General features: G+C 54.6%; 14 protein-coding genes. 11 read left to right on the top strand and 3 right to left on the bottom strand.

The features are described from left to right. Positions 1 to 8 precede the first annotated feature (8 nt). The 8 genes from ACKI61_RS01695 (at position 9) to purT (ending at position 10,642) form a co-directional block, all read left to right on the top strand. The gene (locus ACKI61_RS01695; RefSeq protein ID WP_407456081.1) at positions 9 to 1,184 is read left to right on the top strand and encodes an FtsW/RodA/SpoVE family cell cycle protein; all 1,176 of its coding nucleotides are present in this window, start codon (positions 9 to 11) and stop codon (positions 1,182 to 1,184) included. Then, positions 1,181 to 2,251, top strand: coding sequence for an undecaprenyldiphospho-muramoylpentapeptide beta-N-acetylglucosaminyltransferase (gene murG / locus ACKI61_RS01690; RefSeq protein ID WP_407456080.1), 1,071 nt, complete (start codon positions 1,181 to 1,183; stop codon positions 2,249 to 2,251). Before ACKI61_RS01695 ends, murG begins: the two co-directional genes overlap by 4 nt. Continuing rightward, entirely contained in the window at positions 2,251 to 3,633 is a 1,383-nt protein-coding gene (gene murC / locus ACKI61_RS01685; protein WP_407456079.1) for a UDP-N-acetylmuramate--L-alanine ligase, read from the top strand. The genes murG and murC overlap by 1 nt, the downstream gene beginning before the upstream one ends. Positions 3,634 to 3,642: 9 nt before the next feature. Further along, complete coding sequence (locus tag ACKI61_RS01680) at positions 3,643 to 4,485, top strand: cell division protein FtsQ/DivIB (protein ID WP_407456078.1); 843 nt, start codon at positions 3,643 to 3,645, stop codon at positions 4,483 to 4,485. Beyond that, the gene (ftsA, locus tag ACKI61_RS01675; protein WP_407456077.1) at positions 4,478 to 5,719 is read left to right on the top strand and encodes a cell division protein FtsA; all 1,242 of its coding nucleotides are present in this window, start codon (positions 4,478 to 4,480) and stop codon (positions 5,717 to 5,719) included. The genes ACKI61_RS01680 and ftsA overlap by 8 nt, the downstream gene beginning before the upstream one ends. A gap of 33 nt (positions 5,720 to 5,752) precedes the next feature. Next, positions 5,753 to 7,393, top strand: a complete 1,641-nt coding sequence (gene ftsZ / locus ACKI61_RS01670; RefSeq protein WP_407456076.1) for a cell division protein FtsZ — start codon at positions 5,753 to 5,755, stop codon at positions 7,391 to 7,393. Between the two features lie 406 nt (positions 7,394 to 7,799). Next, a complete protein-coding gene (locus tag ACKI61_RS01665) occupies positions 7,800 to 9,371 on the top strand; it encodes a hypothetical protein (RefSeq protein ID WP_407456075.1) in 1,572 nt (523 codons plus the stop codon). A gap of 86 nt (positions 9,372 to 9,457) precedes the next feature. Then, positions 9,458 to 10,642: a formate-dependent phosphoribosylglycinamide formyltransferase gene (gene purT / locus ACKI61_RS01660; RefSeq protein WP_407456074.1), complete on the top strand. Its 1,185-nt coding sequence runs from the start codon at positions 9,458 to 9,460 to the stop codon at positions 10,640 to 10,642. Here the strand turns inward: purT and ACKI61_RS01655 are convergent. Continuing rightward, positions 10,639 to 11,376 carry an RsmE family RNA methyltransferase gene (locus ACKI61_RS01655; RefSeq protein ID WP_407456073.1) on the bottom strand — a complete coding sequence of 246 codons (738 nt, stop codon included), beginning with the start codon at positions 11,374 to 11,376 and terminating at the stop codon, positions 10,639 to 10,641. The genes purT and ACKI61_RS01655 overlap by 4 nt on opposite strands. A 298-nt stretch (positions 11,377 to 11,674) precedes the next feature. Here ACKI61_RS01655 and ACKI61_RS01650 point away from each other — a divergent pair, with 298 nt between their 5' ends. Together ACKI61_RS01650 and ACKI61_RS01645 are read left to right on the top strand one after the other, a co-directional pair. Next, a complete protein-coding gene (locus ACKI61_RS01650; protein ID WP_407456072.1) occupies positions 11,675 to 12,475 on the top strand; it encodes an HAD-IIA family hydrolase in 801 nt (266 codons plus the stop codon). Next, on the top strand, positions 12,472 to 13,461 hold the full coding sequence (locus ACKI61_RS01645; RefSeq protein WP_407456071.1) for a hypothetical protein: 990 nt from the start codon (positions 12,472 to 12,474) through the stop codon (positions 13,459 to 13,461). The genes ACKI61_RS01650 and ACKI61_RS01645 overlap by 4 nt, the downstream gene beginning before the upstream one ends. Before the next feature lie 92 nt (positions 13,462 to 13,553). Here the strand turns inward: ACKI61_RS01645 and ACKI61_RS01640 are convergent, their stop codons facing one another. Then, positions 13,554 to 14,258, bottom strand: a complete 705-nt coding sequence (locus tag ACKI61_RS01640; protein WP_407456070.1) for an FISUMP domain-containing protein — start codon at positions 14,256 to 14,258, stop codon at positions 13,554 to 13,556. A gap of 83 nt (positions 14,259 to 14,341) precedes the next feature. Further along, positions 14,342 to 15,124, bottom strand: coding sequence for a phosphatase PAP2 family protein (locus tag ACKI61_RS01635; protein WP_407456069.1), 783 nt, complete (start codon positions 15,122 to 15,124; stop codon positions 14,342 to 14,344). Positions 15,125 to 15,204: 80 nt separating this feature from the next. On the opposite strand from ACKI61_RS01635, the gene ACKI61_RS01630 reads away from it, so the two are divergent. Next, positions 15,205 to 16,164 (top strand): ArsR/SmtB family transcription factor, encoded by a 960-nt coding sequence (locus tag ACKI61_RS01630; RefSeq protein ID WP_407456068.1) that lies wholly within the window; start codon positions 15,205 to 15,207, stop codon positions 16,162 to 16,164. The last annotated feature ends 244 nt before the right edge of the window (positions 16,165 to 16,408 follow it).

Here is a 16,408-nt window from a genome sequence, read left to right as displayed (position 1 = left end):
CTGGGAAGATGGAAAATACAGTTGCACATACCGGCATGAACAAGCTGCTCCTTGTGACGGCGTTGTTGCTGATCTGTATAGGTGTTCCTATCATCTATACGGCATCTGCCCATTTTGCCGTGTCGCATGGTTTTCCGGCGGAATATTACCTGCAGAAGCATCTGGCCAAGGTCGTGTTTGGCTTGATCCTGATGCTTATCATTGCCAGGTATGTCGATTATGGTTACTGGCAGTGGCTAGGTCGTGTGGCTTTTGTCGTTGGTGCCATTTTAACGATCACCGCACTTGTGGCTGGCCATGGCGTCAAGGGTGCAAACCGTTGGATCTTTGGCATTCAGCCGTCTGAAATCATGAAGCTTGGAATGCTTATATGTATTTGTGCCAAGCTGTCACAGGCGGGGGACAACATCAAGAGCGTGGCGTGTACGCTGGTGCAGCCGGGAATTTTCTTTGGAACGGCGGCACTTTTGATTGCGCTCCAGCCGAACTACTCCATGATCGTGATGCTTTCGTTTGTGGTGATTTGTGTGATGGTGACTGCCGGGGTGAACCTGAAGTACCTTGGAATGACGATTGGTGCGGCGGCGCCTTTGGGACTTTTGATGCTTCTTGTGACGGGACATTCCAGCAAGCGTATCCATGCGTTCTTTGCTGACGAAGGCGAAATGGTCGCTTCGAACTGGCAAGGCGAACATGCTCTGGAAGCGCTAGGAAACGGCGGCTGGACGGGAACGGGATTTGGCATGGGAGTCCAAAAACTTGGATACCTGCCCGAAGCGCACAAGGATGTGATCTATGCCGTGGTGGGTGAAGAGTTTGGTGTCCTAGGAACGCTGGGCCTACTTGCCCTGTATGCGGTGCTGTTTGCGCAAGGGTTCAAGATTGCGCGCGAGTCCTCGACGCTCTTTGGCAAGTATGTGGCGGTGGCGCTTACGTACTCCCTGTTCTTCAACTTCCTGGTGCATGTCTGCGTTTGTGTGGGACTGTTCCCCATGACGGGGCAGCCGCTTCCGTTCATCACTTTTGGTGGCACGAACCTGATATACAGCTGCGTTGCCGTTGGAATTCTTTTGAATATCTCCCGTCCCAATACGGGCAAGAAGATTAGGGAACCCTACACGAGTGCATCGACGATGTCGAGCAGTGCATTTAGAAATTTTGACTTTACAAGGAGTGGCGTATGAAAAAGTTCCTTTTTGTATGCGGTGGAACCGGCGGACATATTTTCCCCGCCGTTGCAATTGCCAATAGCCTGAAGAAGATGGGCGTCGAAAACATTACCTTTGCGGGCCGTAAGGATTCCATGGAAGAACGCCTGGTGGCTCATGACTGGCCCTACGAGTACATTTCGGCGGTGCCGCTGCACCGCGGACCGTTCCTTAAGAATTTGGCCCTGCCATTCAATTTGACCAAGGCCCTGGTACGCGCAAAGAGCGTTGTGAAAAGGGTGAACCCCGATGTAGTTGTCGCGACGGGTGGCTATGTGTCGCTTCCGATTGTGCTTGCGGCTGGCTCCATGGGCATTCCAGTGTACCTGCAGGAACAGAACGCTGTGGCAGGCGTTGCAAACAAGGTGGGTTCCCGTTACGCAAAGACCATCTTTGTCACAAGTGATGATGCTGCCAAGTTTTTCCCGCATGGCAAGTGCATGGTATTCGGAAACCCGGTTCGTGAACTTCCGACCGAAACGGCTCTGGAACGCCCCGCTGAATTTGCGCCGGGCAACAAGACGGTTTTTATTGTCGGTGGCTCGCAGGGAGCTGTCGGCATCAACAACAAAATTGAAGAAAGCATCAAGACGATTGCAGCCCGCAAGGATGTCTCCGTGGTGTGGCAGGTGGGCATCAAGAACGTGGATGCAATCAGTGCCCGTGTGGGTGATGTCCCGAACGTGGCCATTCGCGGCTTCTTGAACAATATCTATGCCTACATGCAGCACGCCGACTTGATCATCAGCCGTGCAGGTGCATCTGCCTTGGCCGAAATCCTTGCCTTCGGCAAGCCTTCGATTCTTTTGCCGTTCCCGCATGCGACGGCGAACCATCAGGAACATAACGCCCGCGTGGTTGAACATGTCGGGGCCGCCCTGGTGGAACTCGATGCCGAAGAAAACCACCTGTGGGAAAAGGTGGAGTCGCTCTTGGGCGATGAATCCCGTTTAAGTTCCATGGCCGCCGCGGCGAAGAAGCTCGGAATGCCCGATGCCGCCGACCAGATTGCCAAAGTGATCCTCTCCAAGGAGAATGGTTAATGCAGATTAATGATTGTAAGCGCGTTCGTAGACTCCACTTTGTGGGTATCGGTGGTGCAGGCATGTCCGGCATTGCCGAAGTGCTTCATGCGAATGGCTTTGTGGTGAGCGGCTCCGATACGGGCGAAAGCCAGGTCATCGAGTACCTGAAGGGCCTTGGAATAAAGGTGTTCTCGAAGCACGAAGCCAAGAACGTCGAAGATACCGACCTGGTGGTTTATTCCTCTGCTGTTCCGCACGACAATCCCGAACTTGTGGAAGCGCGCAACCGCCGCATTCCCGTGATTCGCCGCGCCGAAATGCTCGGTGAACTCATGCGCATGAAGTACACGCTTTCGATTGCGGGTACTCATGGCAAGACGACGACCACGTCCATTGTGGGGCAAATCTGGGAAGAAGCGGGCCTTGACCCGACGATTATCGTGGGCGGTGTCGTGAAAGGCAAGGGGAGCGGAGCTAAAGTTGGCAAGGGAGATTACCTGATTGCCGAAAGCGACGAGTTTGACCGCAGCTTCCTTTCGATGATGCCCTCTTCTGCAATCATCACAAACATTGATGCCGATCATCTGGATACCTACGAAAATATCGAGGACATCAAGGATGCCTTCGTTCAGTTCGCAAACAAGATTCCGTTCTACGGACAGGTGATTGTCTGCTTGGATGACCCGAACGTGCAGCAGATTTTGGCTCGCTTGAAGAAGCCCGTGATTACCTACGGATTTACACGCCAGGCGAAGTATCGCGTGGATAACCTACGCTTTGAGAAGGGATACCCTGTATTTGAAATTTTAAATGATGGCAAGAGTCTTGGCGAATTCAATCTGCAGATTCCGGGCCGCCACAATGTGCTGAATGCAACTGCCGCCGTAGCGCTTGCGATTGAAGAAGGCATTTCTGCCGATATCGCCCGTAAGGCCTGCGCCGAGTTTGAAGGTGTGAAGCGCCGCTTTGAGTTCATTGGTGAAAAGAACGACGTGCTGGTCTTTGATGACTACGCGCATCATCCGACCGAAGCGACGGCGACCCTGCTTGGATTCCGCGATGCGTTCCCGGACCGTCGCATTATCGTGGCCTTCCAGCCGCACCTGTTTACGCGTACCCGCGACCAGCATGACGCCTTTGGCGGTGCATTTGCCAACTGCGACGTGCTTTTGGTGACCGACATCTACGCGTCCCGTGAAAAGCCGATTGAAGGCGTGACGGGAACGCTTGTGTCTAACAGCGCCACCGACCGCGGCCACCGCGATTCTCGCTTTGTAGGCGACCAGCTGAACCTACTTCCGATTCTGAAGGAAGAACTCAAGCCGGGCGATGTGGTGGTGCTGATGGGTGCCGGAAACATCTGGAAGCTTGGCGAAAGAATTCTGAAGGAATGCCTGTAGGAGACTGAGTTGAGAGAACGGAAAACCACATTGCTTGGCCGCCGCATAGGCACCAACGAACGCAAGCGCAAGCAGGAACGCGCCCGCAAGGTGAAGAGCGGGATGTCTTCTGCTGCACGCTGGTTTGTTCGTCGTGGCTGGATCCTTGCGGCGCTGCTGATCGTGATTTCTGTTCTGGTGATTCACAACCGCTTCTACCTGCAGCGATTCAACCCCTTGGAACTGCGCCATTTGCAGTATGTGGAAATCGAAGGCAACCGCATGCTTTCTTGGGAAGACGTGATGCAAAGTGCCCAGGTGGAAACGGGTATGCTCATGTCGGAACTCAACGAGGATTCCGTGACGGCCGCCCTGATGCAGCTGCCGCTGATTCTTTCGGCGAAGGTCGAGAAAAAGTTCCCGTCGTCGCTGTACATCAAGCTGCAGGAAACATCCCCGGTGCTCACGGTGCTTTCGGAAGGTCGTGCGACGATTTACTCCGAAAAGGGCTACCCGCTGCCGTACTCGGTGGCAACTGCGATGCGGCTTCCTGTGATGGATATGGAGTCGATGGAACACGTGAAGGCGGTGACGCATTTCTTGGTGGAGATGCGCCGTGCCGATGCGGACCTTTACGACCGTGTGTCGCAGGTGTCGTGGTCCGACGAAAATAATTGCATCAAGGTGTATTTCAGGGATATGGGATACACGGCCCTGTTTGCCGCAAAGGGCGAAAATGCGGGACAGTTTGTGTTGTACAAGTCGCTTGAAAACGGCTTTACCAAGGATTTGCTTTGTGCAGGCGAAGTGGACATGAGATTTATGGGCTTTGCCTACGTAAGGAATTATGATAAGAGGTGCGTCAATGGATGACAGTAGACAGGACAAGAAGAAAGAAGAGTACATCTTTGGCCTTGACATAGGGGCTTCAAAGATTAACCTGTTCGTTGGAATTTCCGAAGGCGAAAATGTCCGCGTGGTCGAATGCGGCGACTTTCCGCTCAAGAACGCCGACGAGTATGACCTGGTCGTAGAGACTCTCCAGCAGGCCGTTCAGGTCATCGAGAACTCGACCCGCGTCGATGTTCGCGATGTCTATGTGGGGATCGCTGGCCAGCATGTTCGCTCGCACAGTTTCCAGGGCATCGTGACGCTCCCGGCAGGCGAAGTCCGCGAAGAAGATATTGAAAACGTGAAGAAGCAGGCGAGCACGGTTCCGCCTTCGGTGGGGGAGATCATTCATGTGTTCCCCGGCGAATATTCCCTGGACGAAGACCAGCATATCCGTAACCCCAAGGGTCGAACGGGTCGTCGCCTGGGCGTAGATGTTCAGGTGGTGACCGCTCGCCAGAACTCTCTGCAGAACCTTGCCAAGTGCATCAACCGCGCGGGTCTCAATGTGGCGGGCTTTGCGCTGGAGCCTTTGGCTGCGGCAAGTGCCGTACTGACCAATGACGAACGTGAACTCGGCGTCGCTCTCGTTGATATCGGTGCCGCCTCTACCGATATTGCCGTGTTCGTGAACGATTCCGTTCGTTACACCTGGTCGCTCAACTATGCGGGCAACAGTATCACCAGCGATATTAGCCAGTGCCTTGGCGTGCCTATTTCGCTTTCCAAGGCCGAAGAAATCAAGAAGAAGTACGGTACCTGCACCATCAGCAACCTGATCGAGGACGAAACTTTCCCGGTGCCGGCTGTCGGTAACCGCGGCGATGTGCCGTGCTCTCGCAAGCTGCTTGCGAATGTGATTTCGGCTCGTGTCCACGAAATATTCAAGTATTTGCAGAACGATCTTAAGAAGTGCCAGGTGGATACCCTTATCAATGGCGGCATCGTCCTTACGGGTGGCTGCTGCGCATTGGAAGGTATCGAAGACATTGCTGCGAAGGAATTTGGAAAGCCCGTGCGTATCGGTCACCCCAAGGGAATGACCGGTATCCAGGAAGCCTACCAGAATCCGTCTTACGCCACGGGCATTGGCTTGCTCTACTACGCGAATATGCAGCACCGCGATAGGAAAAAGAGCGAAACGGGTGCGCAGATCAAGGTGTCCGTCAAAAAGGGATTCCAGCGCGTACTCGAATTTATCAGGACTTATCTATAACAACCAACACTCACTATCAGGGAGATAAATCACATGAGTGAAATCGACAACATCAACTTCGAGGTAAAGTCTCGCATCATGGGCGAGGAACCCTCTTACAATAACGCAAAAGTCAAGGTGTTCGGTGTCGGCGGTGCCGGCGGCAATACCGTGAACCGCATGAAGCGTATGAACATTGAGGGCGTGGAATACTTCGCCATCAATACCGACGCCATGGCACTTGACCTGAGCCTTGCAGACCACAAGATTCTGATTGGCGAAAAGACCACGAGGAACCTGGGTGCAGGCATGGATCCTGAAGTCGGTCGCAAGGCCGCCGAAGAAAACATCGACGACATCAAGGAAGCGATGAAGGGTGCCGACATGGTGTTCGTGACCGCCGGTATGGGCGGTGGAACCGGTACGGGTGCCGCTCCGGTCGTTGCAAACGTTGCCCGTGAACTGGGCATCCTTACGGTTGCCGTGGTGACCAAGCCGTTCCGCTTCGAAGGTAACGCTCGTTCTTCTATTGCGGCATCGGGCATTGCAGCCCTCCGTGAATCGGTCGACACGATTATCGTTGTCGAAAACAAGAAGCTTTTGACGCTTCTCCAGGCTTCTAACCAGAAGGCCACCATGGACGAGGCTTTCAAGATGGCCGACGAAATCCTTGGCAACGCAGTGCAGAGCATCTGTGGCATCATGTTTCGTCACGGCCTTGTGCACGTTGACTTTGCCGATATCCGCAAGGTCATGCTCAAGGGCGGCTCCGCTCTCATGGGTACCGGTTACGCCCAGGGCGAAAACCGTGGCATCATGGCTGCCGACATGGCACTTGCCTCTCCGCTTCTCGAAGACATCAACATCGAAGGCGCTTCGGGCGTGCTCGTGAATGTTGCCCACGGCGAAAACTACTCCTTGCTCGAACACAGCGACGCCATGGACCACATCTACGAAAAGGTTGGCGAAGAAGGCAACCCGAACATCATCATCGGCGACATCACCGATCCTGCCCTTGGCGACAAGGTCTGCATCACCATCATCGCTACCGGTTGCGGTGGTACAGGCGTCTCCTCCAGCCGCGTGAACAACCCGGTTTTCGACAATTCCGCCTTTGCCAATCCGGTAAAGCAGAATTTCATGACCCAGTCGATTCCGGCTATGCCTGCACAGACCGCAGCTCCTGCTGTGCAGCAGGCGACTCCGCGTCCGACCAGCTTCAATGTCTTTGACTTCAACAAGATCAAGGACGACAGCGAAGTGGAACTCTTCACCCGCCCCGTGGCAAAGCCGGTCGCTCAGCCTGCCGCCCAGCCGGTTGAAGAAACTGCTTCTATTCCGTCTCTCACGGAAACGCAGGTGGTTCGCTCCATCAACGCAGCCATGTTCAATTCTCCGGAATTCAACGCCGCTGCCCCTGCCGAAGAAGAAACGGTTGCTCAGGGTTCTGAAACTTCTGAATTCTCTGCAGTTGCCGAAGAAGACCGCATGAACGGCGGCCGCGGCGGTGTCGAAAAGACGATGGCTTTCGCAGGAATGGACGCTCCGGCATACACTCGCCAGACGATGGCTGCCGAAGCTACCTCTCGTGCGACGGTTGCTTCTCGCTCCGACTTCGCTGATTCGCAGGATTTCGTGGACCTGAGCGTCCCGGCATACCTCCGCAATCGCGAAAACAACATGAACAACTTCTAAGATGGACTTGCTGATAAATTCGGTGAGCGCTGCTACGGGACACCCGTCCCTGTAGGTTTCGCCGAATTACTCCAAGAAACTCACACACACACAACAAGTACGCGAAAGCGTACTTGCCACAACACAAAAAGGGTCACCCGGGACTCCCTGCCTGGGTGATCCTTATTTATACCGCTCGTGTCCAATCATATTAGTCCGTCCCCGGACCACTCGCTCTCGCGGTCGCCACAGCTTAACGCTTGTGGCTTTACCGCTCACGTTTATACCGTTCGCGCCCAATTACATTAGTTCTTACTCGAAGCGCTCACTCTCGCCACCACGGCACGCTTATGCTGTGCCGCTTGTGGCTCACGTTATACCGTTCGCGCCCAATTTGAACGAAGTTTTTTTTTGTAAATTTCCTTGTATGAAAATTCGTACCCTACTGTTGGCTTTAGGCGTGTTGGTGGCCGCTGCGCTTGCTTCTGCGGGCGACTCTACGCAGACTGATTCTCTGCAGTACAAGGGTTACTTCCAAATCGGCACGGATTTCAACTTCGGTTTTAGCGGCGGTCCTACGGATCCGACATTTGCGGTCGACACTGTAGAGCGCTACGGGGGCAATTGGCGCGGGCTCCGCATTCCGCTCGAGACGGCGCGCAGCTACGAAGACCACATCGATCCGTTCTTCATGCTGAGTTTCCGCGCGGGCTACAAGGATTTCCACTTCCTCTTGGAAGCTCCGCTCCGCAAGGATATCGAAGCCTGGTACGATAGCGACCTCAAAACGAACTTTACCTACAAGCCGAGCGAGCTCGACATCGGCGTGCCCATCAATGCCTACGCCCTGTGGGACAACCCCGTGGGCTATGTGCAGCTGGGACGTTTCGACCCGGCTGACCTCAAGGTTTCCCCGAACGACTTGGCCCTGGGTGGCACCCCTTTCCACGACGGTTTGCACTGGAAATTCAGGGCGGGTATTTTCCGTTATGACTTTTTGCTTTCTTCCCTGAATGCGTGGCTCTTTGACGATGTCCCCGGTGAACCGGACGAAACGGGTTGCCGCTACCGCGAAGGTTCCGAGGCGGCGGCGCAGAAGTGCCCCGAGAAGGGCAAGCAGGCGAACAACCAGCGCGACCGCATTTACGACGACAACGTGAAGAACCTGGTGTACCACCGCGTCGGTGTCGAGACAAGACACTTCTGGACATACATTATCGAAGAGAGCATGGTCGGCGGCAAGGATCTGGAATTCCGTTCCATGAATCCCTTCATGTTTTTGCACAATAACTTTGCGGGCGGCTACACCAAGGCGGTCACCACGTTTGAAATAGGCTTTACCCCGGTTCGCACCTCCAGGTTCTATGGACAAATTAACATGGAGGATATCAACAGCCCCGTGGGCGAAGATGATGACAAGGGGACGAACCGCAGCATTTTGAGCTACATGGTGGGCTACTACCAGGAAATCCCGACGCGCCGATTCGGCGAATTCTCGTGGCGATTCGACGTGGTGCGCACCGACCCCGCGCACAACAACGGACGCCTGCCGCTGCTGGAATATTCGAGCCGTCGCCTTTACCGCAGCAACTACCGCGAACAGGACGACCCCGACTACGCCGACATGTACTTTGTAGATTACCCGATAGGCTACCGCCGTGGCTCCGACGCCTTGGATATGTGGCTTGACCTCGGCTGGAAATGGGGTAGGCATGCCGTCAAGCTGACCCTCGCCTGGTTGCAACAGGGCGACAAGGAACTCTACACCGACTACGATGTCGCCATGGAAAAAGAAACGGCACCGTCTGGCGTGAAGGAATCGCAGACCTTCGTCGATGCGCTCTACTCCATGCAGTATAACAACTGGTTCGGCTTCTACCTTGGCGGCGGATTCCGCAAGTACGACAACCTGGCCCACGATAGAAACGAAGACGGCATGGACGGCTGGATCCGTTCCGGTATCAAGATGACCTTCAACCCGATCGACACGAAGTTCTGATTGAAAAGAATCCCTTTTCCCTGTTAACTTCCTACTTCCAACTGTCTACTATATCTATATTTTCCTTGTAAACCAAGGAGTTTAATATGGCAGAAATCGGTACACCTCTAAGTTCTAGCGCCACCAAGGTGCTGTTTTGCGGAGCCGGCGAACTCGGCAAGGAAGTCATCATCGAGATGATGCGCCTCGGAGTCGAGGTGATTGCCGTAGACCGTTATGCCAACGCCCCGGGCATGCAGGTGGCTCATCGTAGCCATGTCATCAACATGCTCGACGGTGCCGAACTCCGCCGCGTGATTGAACTGGAGAAGCCCGACTACATCGTTCCCGAAGTCGAAGCGATTGCGACCGACACGCTCGTGGAACTCGAAAAAGAAGGCTACAACGTCATTCCGACGGCCAAGGCCACCAAGCTCACGATGAACCGCGAAGGCATTCGTCGCCTCGCCGCCGAAGAACTCGGCATCAAGACGAGCCCGTATCGCTTCGCCGACAATTTTGAAGACTTCAAGAAGGCTGTCGCTGAAATCGGCATCCCGTGCGTGATCAAGCCGGTCATGAGTTCCTCGGGCCACGGCCAGAGCGTCATCAAGACCGAAGCCGATATTCAGAAGTCTTGGGACATTTCCCAGCACGAAGGACGCACGGGCCACGCGAGCCGCGTGATTGTCGAAGGATTTGTGCCGTTCGATTATGAAATTACCTTGCTTACGGTTCGCCATGTGGCGGGTACGAGCTTCCTGGAACCCATCGGCCACCACCAGGTGGGCGGCGACTATCAGGAATCCTGGCAGCCGCAGCCGATGAAGCCGGAACTCCTGGAACAGGCCAAGGTGATTGCGAAGAAGGTGACGGACGCCCTGGGCGGTCGTGGCATTTTCGGTGTGGAACTCTTCGTGTGCAAGGACGAAGTCCTGTTCAGCGAAGTTTCCCCGCGCCCGCACGATACTGGCATGGTGACATTGATTTCGCAGGATTTGTCTGAATTTGCGCTGCACGCCCGCGCTATCTTGGGCCTGCCTATCCCGAACATCGCTTTCCACGGCCCGAGTGCTTCGAAGGCAATCGTCGTGGACGGCAATTCCGATCATGTGAAGTTCGGTGGCCTCGAAGAAGTGCTTGCAGAACCTGACACGGCACTCCGCCTGTTCGGCAAGCCCGAACTCAAGGGCCACCGCCGCCTGGGCGTGTTGCTTGCCCGCCGCGACACGGTGGAAGAAGCCAAGGCGCAGGTCATGGCCATGCGCGAAAAAGTCAAGGTGACGCTTTAAAGAATTTTCCCGAGCGCAATAATGGCGGCGGTGCGCGCACGTAGGCGCGTGTTGCCGAGATTCAGCAAGTGGACCTTCCCGTTCTGGAAGGTCTTTATTGCTTCTATTTCGCGCGGCGAGAACCCGCCTTCGGGGCCTACCAACAAAGTAATTGGCGTGGGTTGTGGGTCGCTGTTAGCCGATGCGTTGCCCGACCCGCTCAAGTTCAGCTGGCGTTCTCCGTCGATGTCGCAGAGAATCAAGTCGCCTTTGTAACTTGCGAGCCACTTGTCAAATTCGACGGGGCCTTCGATGTTTGTCATCCAGGCTTTCTTGGATTGCTTCAGGCTCACGAGGCTCTTGAGTTCCGCGCGGCGCACGGTCTTTTTTAAGTCGGAATTCTTGGGCTCCTGCGAAAAGTCCGTGCGCAAGAAGATGATCTTGTCGATTTCCGTTTGTGCTGCGTGGAATACGACTTCTTCCAAGGCGTCGTCTTTCAGGCAGGCAATCCCAAGCGACACCTTGGGTCGCGGGTTTGCTGCCTCGATGACTGTATCGACGCGCACCTGGCATGCCTTCGCGTCGGCAACCTCGATAACCGCGTCGGCGTAATGTCCCAGTCCATCGGACAGCTGCAAAATGTCGCCCGCGCACGCCCTGCACACGCGCACGGCGTGAGTGCTTTCGTTTTCGTCCAAGGTGATTGTGCCGACCGAAATCAGCGGGCAATAAAAGCGGCTATCAGGTGTTTTCATATCGTAAAAATAAAAAAGTTACAGTCCCGTGAAGCATCGGGGGCGTTACGGGCGGACAGCACTTAGAGCTATGCCCTTTAGTGCGCATGGCCACCAGGGTGGGGAGCTCCCCGTAGTAGGGGTAGCGAAAGACTTGTGTCTATGCTTTGAGCCGACTGTGAGATTTGTGACGAACGAGCCCCGGTGTAACCGGCTAGCGAGTGAGTGCAAATATCGCAAGGAGGCTAATGCTGTGCTTAACAAGGCTTTCGCGAGGGGGAGACTTCCCCCTTTCTATAATATTACTATATTCTCTCACATGCAAAAGCGCGTGCCCGTAAAAGCAGTCGTATTCGATCTCGATGGTACCTTGTACCTGAGTGGCCGCCCTTACCCGAAGGCGGTCAAGACGGTCTGTCGCGTGGCAAAGCAGGTGCCTGTTTACTACCTGAGCAACAATACCAGCAAGTCGCCGGTCTTCTACGAAAATCGCCTCAAGGTCATGGGCCTCCCGCTCACCGACGATGCCATCATCTCGGCCTTGTACCTTTCGCTCGATGCCATTCACGAAGAGGGCATCAAGAACGTGTTCTTCTTTGCAAATCCCGAAGTCACGGAATGGTTTGCCGCGCAAGACCCGACACTCAACCTGCGCCCTGATGTCAAGGACACCGAGCTCGTGCTGATTGCCTACCACAACAGCTTTGACTACCGCGAACTTTGCGAACTTTCGTTTCGCGTGCAGCGCAAAATTCCGTTCTGGGTCACGCACACCGACTTTGTCTGCCCCGACGCAAATGGCCCCGTGCCCGACATCGGAAGTTTCATGGCGCTTTTAAAGACGGCCTACGGCGTAGAACCTGAGCGCAGCTTCGGCAAGCCTAACCCCGCCATGCTTTCGGGCCTTTTAAAGAAGTACAAGCCCGAAGAGATTTTGTTCGTGGGTGACCGCCTGTATACAGACTTTGAACTTGCCAAGCGTAGCGGCTGCCGATTTGTGCTCCCGCTCTGTGGCGAAACCAAGTTGCACGATTTGGATAATTTAGTTGACAAACCGGAATTTGTTGTCGATATGGTAAGTGATATCGACTTTGATTCATTCTTCAGGGGAGAAATATGAAAACAAGAAAAATGACGTTCGGTCTTTCGGCCATGATGCTTGCCGGTGGAATGTTCCTGACCGCCTGCGGCGATGACAGCTCCAGCTCGGGCAAGATCGATTTCGACGACTCGTTTGAAATGGTGCTGAACAAGGCCGCTTACCAGTACGACGACGAAGATTCCACGTTCAAGTGGATCAAGCCGGTCTGCAAGGTGGAACGCCCGGGCAACCTGATGGGCCCCGAAGATGTCGACGAATGGGATACCACTTCTTACAAGGCCCGCGAAAAGAAGGGCAATATCACCTTGAAGCACGGTGAAGAAGAACTCAAGTTCACCTTCGACAAGGACGGCGATTACCCGGTGGGTCTTTGGACCTGGGATGTCGAAGGCAACGGCTCGAAGAATATTTCCGAAGCGGTTCGCCTCGAAAAGGGTGGCCTGCTCAAGTCCGTTATTCGCTACGACGGCACCTGCCTCATGAAGGATTTCTATTCGCAGCTGGGCAAGAAGAATATCGCCATTTCGGATATGGAAAACTCCTTTGTCGGCTTCTACCAGTTGTTCTTGCCGAGCGCCAAGGACTACTCCGAGAAGGACATGCTTTCCGATGTGCGCGCAGTCGACTGCGACGAACTCTCCCTGTTCAGCGGACTTGTATCTCTCAAGATTTCCGACTTCAGGGAATCTTCGGGTAAGATCACGATTGAGTTCGAAAAGCGTTCCTGCGACATCTCGTTCCAGATGCGCTACGCCTACGACCAGGAAGACTGTGAAGAAGCTTACGAAGACTTCAAGAGCGATCGCAACGCCGAAAAGGAATTCAAGTTCGACAACTACAGCTTCGATGTCACCTACGACGGCGATGACGGCGTCTACTGCCTGGATTACCTGGTAATCGACCTGAAGCAGGAAAAGGACATTCCGACCCGCAGAACCGGTATCAGGTCCAAGGACTTCGCCCGCGGAATCGTGAACATGGTGATCGACGGCCTGAAGCAGTAATCATCTGCCGCAACGGCTCTGAAATTGCTCTTAAAAATATCGAAACCGCCCGTCGCCGGGCGGCTTCTTTGTGAGGTAGAAAGTTTTTTGCTTTAGCGGAGGTCGGCAACGCAGCGGACGTAGAGACCCTTGGTGGGGCTTTCATCGGTGCGGTTGATGCTGCGGGCGACGCTTCTGAATTCCCAGGAACGGGCGGTGTTCTTTTTCACCTTGGAGGCGGACCAGTAGTGACCGGTAGAGTTGCTTTCGCAGTAGCCGTCCCAGTCCTTGCAGCCGCCCTTGCCCAGGTTGTTCCAGTCGAGCTTGGACTGGTCTTTCTGGTAATCGCGCCATTCACCGTCGTTGGGGAGGTGCCAGCCGCTGGGGCATGCGTTGATGGCTTCCTTGTGGCTGTAGAAACGTCCGTACTGCTTGCAGAAGTTCTCGTCTTCGAGCAGACACTGCTTGGGAGTGGAAAGGCTGAAAGCGAGGTTGGTTTTCATCCAGGCCTTGTCGCCCCGGATCTCGATCGCGTAGGTTTTGCCGTCGCGCCTGTCGGTGAGCGTCTTGCCGTCCTTGGAAATGCTCTTGTTTTCGAGTGCGATGGCGAACAGTTCCTGTTCGGAAAGTTCCTGCTGGGCTTCCGCGTGTGCGGAACGGCCCTTGGTCATGCTCACGGAATTCTTGACCTTGGCTACCTTGTGATGGCCCATTTTGGGGCCTGCGGCAAAAGACGTGCCGCAGAGAGTTGCGACCGCCATGACCGCAAGGATGCGGCCTGTGCCTTTCAGAAGGTGGTTGAAGTTGAATTCCGACATTTTAGCACTCCTTAAGGCGTTTCTTGCGCCCACATTATTGAATATATACAGGAGTTTTTTGAAGCGAAACTTACTTTTTTGTGTTATATGCGAAGTGTGATGTAGGCAACACCCGGACCTACCCCGAGTGAAAACTTATCGCTACGCTTGCGGTGCATTTCGAGTATTCCGATGCTTACGCCGGTGCCGATGAGTGCCCCGACGACAACGTCGCTCACGTAGTGTTTGCCTGCCGCAACGCGGAGCGCGCTCTCGAGTCCGGCGAGGGAGTAGGCGGTGGCCCGCACGATTCCCTGGTAGGGGGAGTTCGGGTAGGCGGCTCTGAACCACTGGTCGGTAAAGGTTGCGACGGTAAATGCGGCGGTGGCATGCCCCGAAAAGAACGATCCGTAGGCTTCGCCCTTGGCCTTTTCTGCCTTTTCCTTGCCGTCTCCGCTTTCGGCGTACATGTAGGGGCGCGGCCAGATTTCCATGGAGCGAACGGCCAGGTTGATACCGTTCCCTATGGCGATCGCCTGCACAAACATCAGCGAGAATGCGGCAAATTCCGTGCCGCTTGATGCTCCCTGGTTCCAAGAAATCGCCCCGATGGTGAAGGGGGCTACCGCAAGGAATGCCCCGATGTCGCTCATGCGGTCGGCGGTTTCGCTGTAGCGCCCGGCAACGGGTTTGTCCCAAGGGAGCAGGTGGTCTTGGCTTCTTACATGGTCCGGGGTATCCATGTCGTGGTAGAGCCATGTTCCTATTCCGAAGATTCCCGCTGCCGAAAGGGTGAGCGGAATGTCTATTGAAAGGTCGAGTTCGTAGCGGCTTTGTTCTTCGGCATTGGCAAAGAACGCCGTTCCGAGTAGGAACAGGGCTACCATAAGGGAATTTCTTTTGAAATGGGCCATGCGCCCCTAAACTAAAAAAATTATATTGCATAAAGTAAGAAAATGGAGCTTTTGTGGCAGATTCTTTGAAAAATCGCGAATTGGTACGTGAACCGATCGAACCCAGTATGGACCTTTTTGGAGCCATTTCCGACGAAATGCGCCTGAAAATCCTGCTGCTCTTGGACCAGGCGGAATTTACCGTCAACGAAATCAAGGATATTCTCGATATCCACCAGAGTAACGCGAGCCGCCACCTAGCGAAGCTTTCGGCCTGCAACTTGCTGAAGGACCGCCGCGACGGCATCAAGGCCTACTACCGCCTTTCCGAAGAGCTGTACCTGAGTGGCCGCATGCTCTCGATGATTCGCGAAGCCTACGAAAAGCTCCCCGACAAGGACATCCTCAAGTGCCGTGCCGCACAGGTTTTGGAAGACCGTACCGACAAGACGAAGGGACAGATCCACAAGCTGGACCAGGCGGGCGGAAGCTTGAAGGCGCAGATTAGCCTGTTCAGCAGGCTGATGGCCTCTTTTGAAAATGCGGTGGACGTGGGTTGCGGCGAAGGCGGCGACTTAACGCTCATGCTTTGCAACCGCTGCAAGCACGTGACGGCGCTCGACTGCGACCCGAAGGTGATTAGCGGCCTGCAGAAAATTTTGAAGCAGCGGGGAATTCAGAATGTGTCGCCCAAGGTGGCGGACATGGTAAAGACGGGACTCCCGGACAATTTTGCGGACCTGGTGCTGATGAGCCAGGTGCTGCACCACGCCACGGATCCGCGCCTTGCCCTCAAGGAGGCTGTCCGCATCTTGAAACCCGGTGGAACGCTTGCTCTCCTGGATTTGGCGCAGCATAAGGAAGAATCTTTCCGCACCACGCACGGGCACATCTGGCTTGGCTTTGAACGCTCTCAGCTGGAATTCTTTGTGAAGGAGTTCGACTGCGAAGTCCTTTCAAGCGAAATCATCCCGAGTGAAAACGAGGTGGACAAGAAACTCCCCGTCATCTGCATGATTCTCACTAAAAAGTAGGCTACTGCCAACTATTAATGACTTCGCCCTAAAGCGAATGCTACTGCCAACTATTAATGACTGCATCGCAAGGCGAGAGTCGCGGACAAACCGAAGGTTTGTACATGACATACTGTATTAAATGTCAAGAGGCTTTTGTACAAAAATTTGGTACATAGGCCTCTTTTTTCGTAAGGACTGCATAAAGTTGTCGAAGCAGCTTGTTCGCCACTGCAATCAAGGCTACTTTGCTAGGCTTGCCCGA

The sequence above is a fragment of the Fibrobacter sp. genome, from assembly GCF_045601785.1.
Classification (GTDB): Bacteria; Fibrobacterota; Fibrobacteria; order Fibrobacterales; family Fibrobacteraceae; genus Fibrobacter.
The sequence above is the reverse complement of the archived record's forward strand: the minus strand, read 5'-3'. Positions and strand labels throughout refer to the sequence as shown.

Bases quoted from the DNA above. Each gene is read 5' to 3' on its own strand.
- ACKI61_RS01695 (WP_407456081.1), top strand. From the start codon at position 9: ATGGAAAATACAGTTGCACATACCGGCATGAACAAGCTGCTCCTTGTG.
- murG (WP_407456080.1), top strand. From the start codon at position 1,181: ATGAAAAAGTTCCTTTTTGTATGCGGTGGAACCGGCGGACATATTTTC.
- murC (WP_407456079.1), top strand. From the start codon at position 2,251: ATGCAGATTAATGATTGTAAGCGCGTTCGTAGACTCCACTTTGTGGGT.
- ftsA (WP_407456077.1), top strand. From the start codon at position 4,478: ATGGATGACAGTAGACAGGACAAGAAGAAAGAAGAGTACATCTTTGGC.
- ftsZ (WP_407456076.1), top strand. From the start codon at position 5,753: ATGAGTGAAATCGACAACATCAACTTCGAGGTAAAGTCTCGCATCATG.
- ACKI61_RS01665 (WP_407456075.1), top strand. From the start codon at position 7,800: ATGAAAATTCGTACCCTACTGTTGGCTTTAGGCGTGTTGGTGGCCGCT.
- purT (WP_407456074.1), top strand. From the start codon at position 9,458: ATGGCAGAAATCGGTACACCTCTAAGTTCTAGCGCCACCAAGGTGCTG.
- ACKI61_RS01655 (WP_407456073.1), bottom strand. From the start codon at position 11,376: ATGAAAACACCTGATAGCCGCTTTTATTGCCCGCTGATTTCGGTCGGC.
- ACKI61_RS01650 (WP_407456072.1), top strand. From the start codon at position 11,675: ATGCAAAAGCGCGTGCCCGTAAAAGCAGTCGTATTCGATCTCGATGGT.
- ACKI61_RS01645 (WP_407456071.1), top strand. From the start codon at position 12,472: ATGAAAACAAGAAAAATGACGTTCGGTCTTTCGGCCATGATGCTTGCC.
- ACKI61_RS01640 (WP_407456070.1), bottom strand. From the start codon at position 14,258: ATGTCGGAATTCAACTTCAACCACCTTCTGAAAGGCACAGGCCGCATC.
- ACKI61_RS01635 (WP_407456069.1), bottom strand. From the start codon at position 15,124: ATGGTAGCCCTGTTCCTACTCGGAACGGCGTTCTTTGCCAATGCCGAA.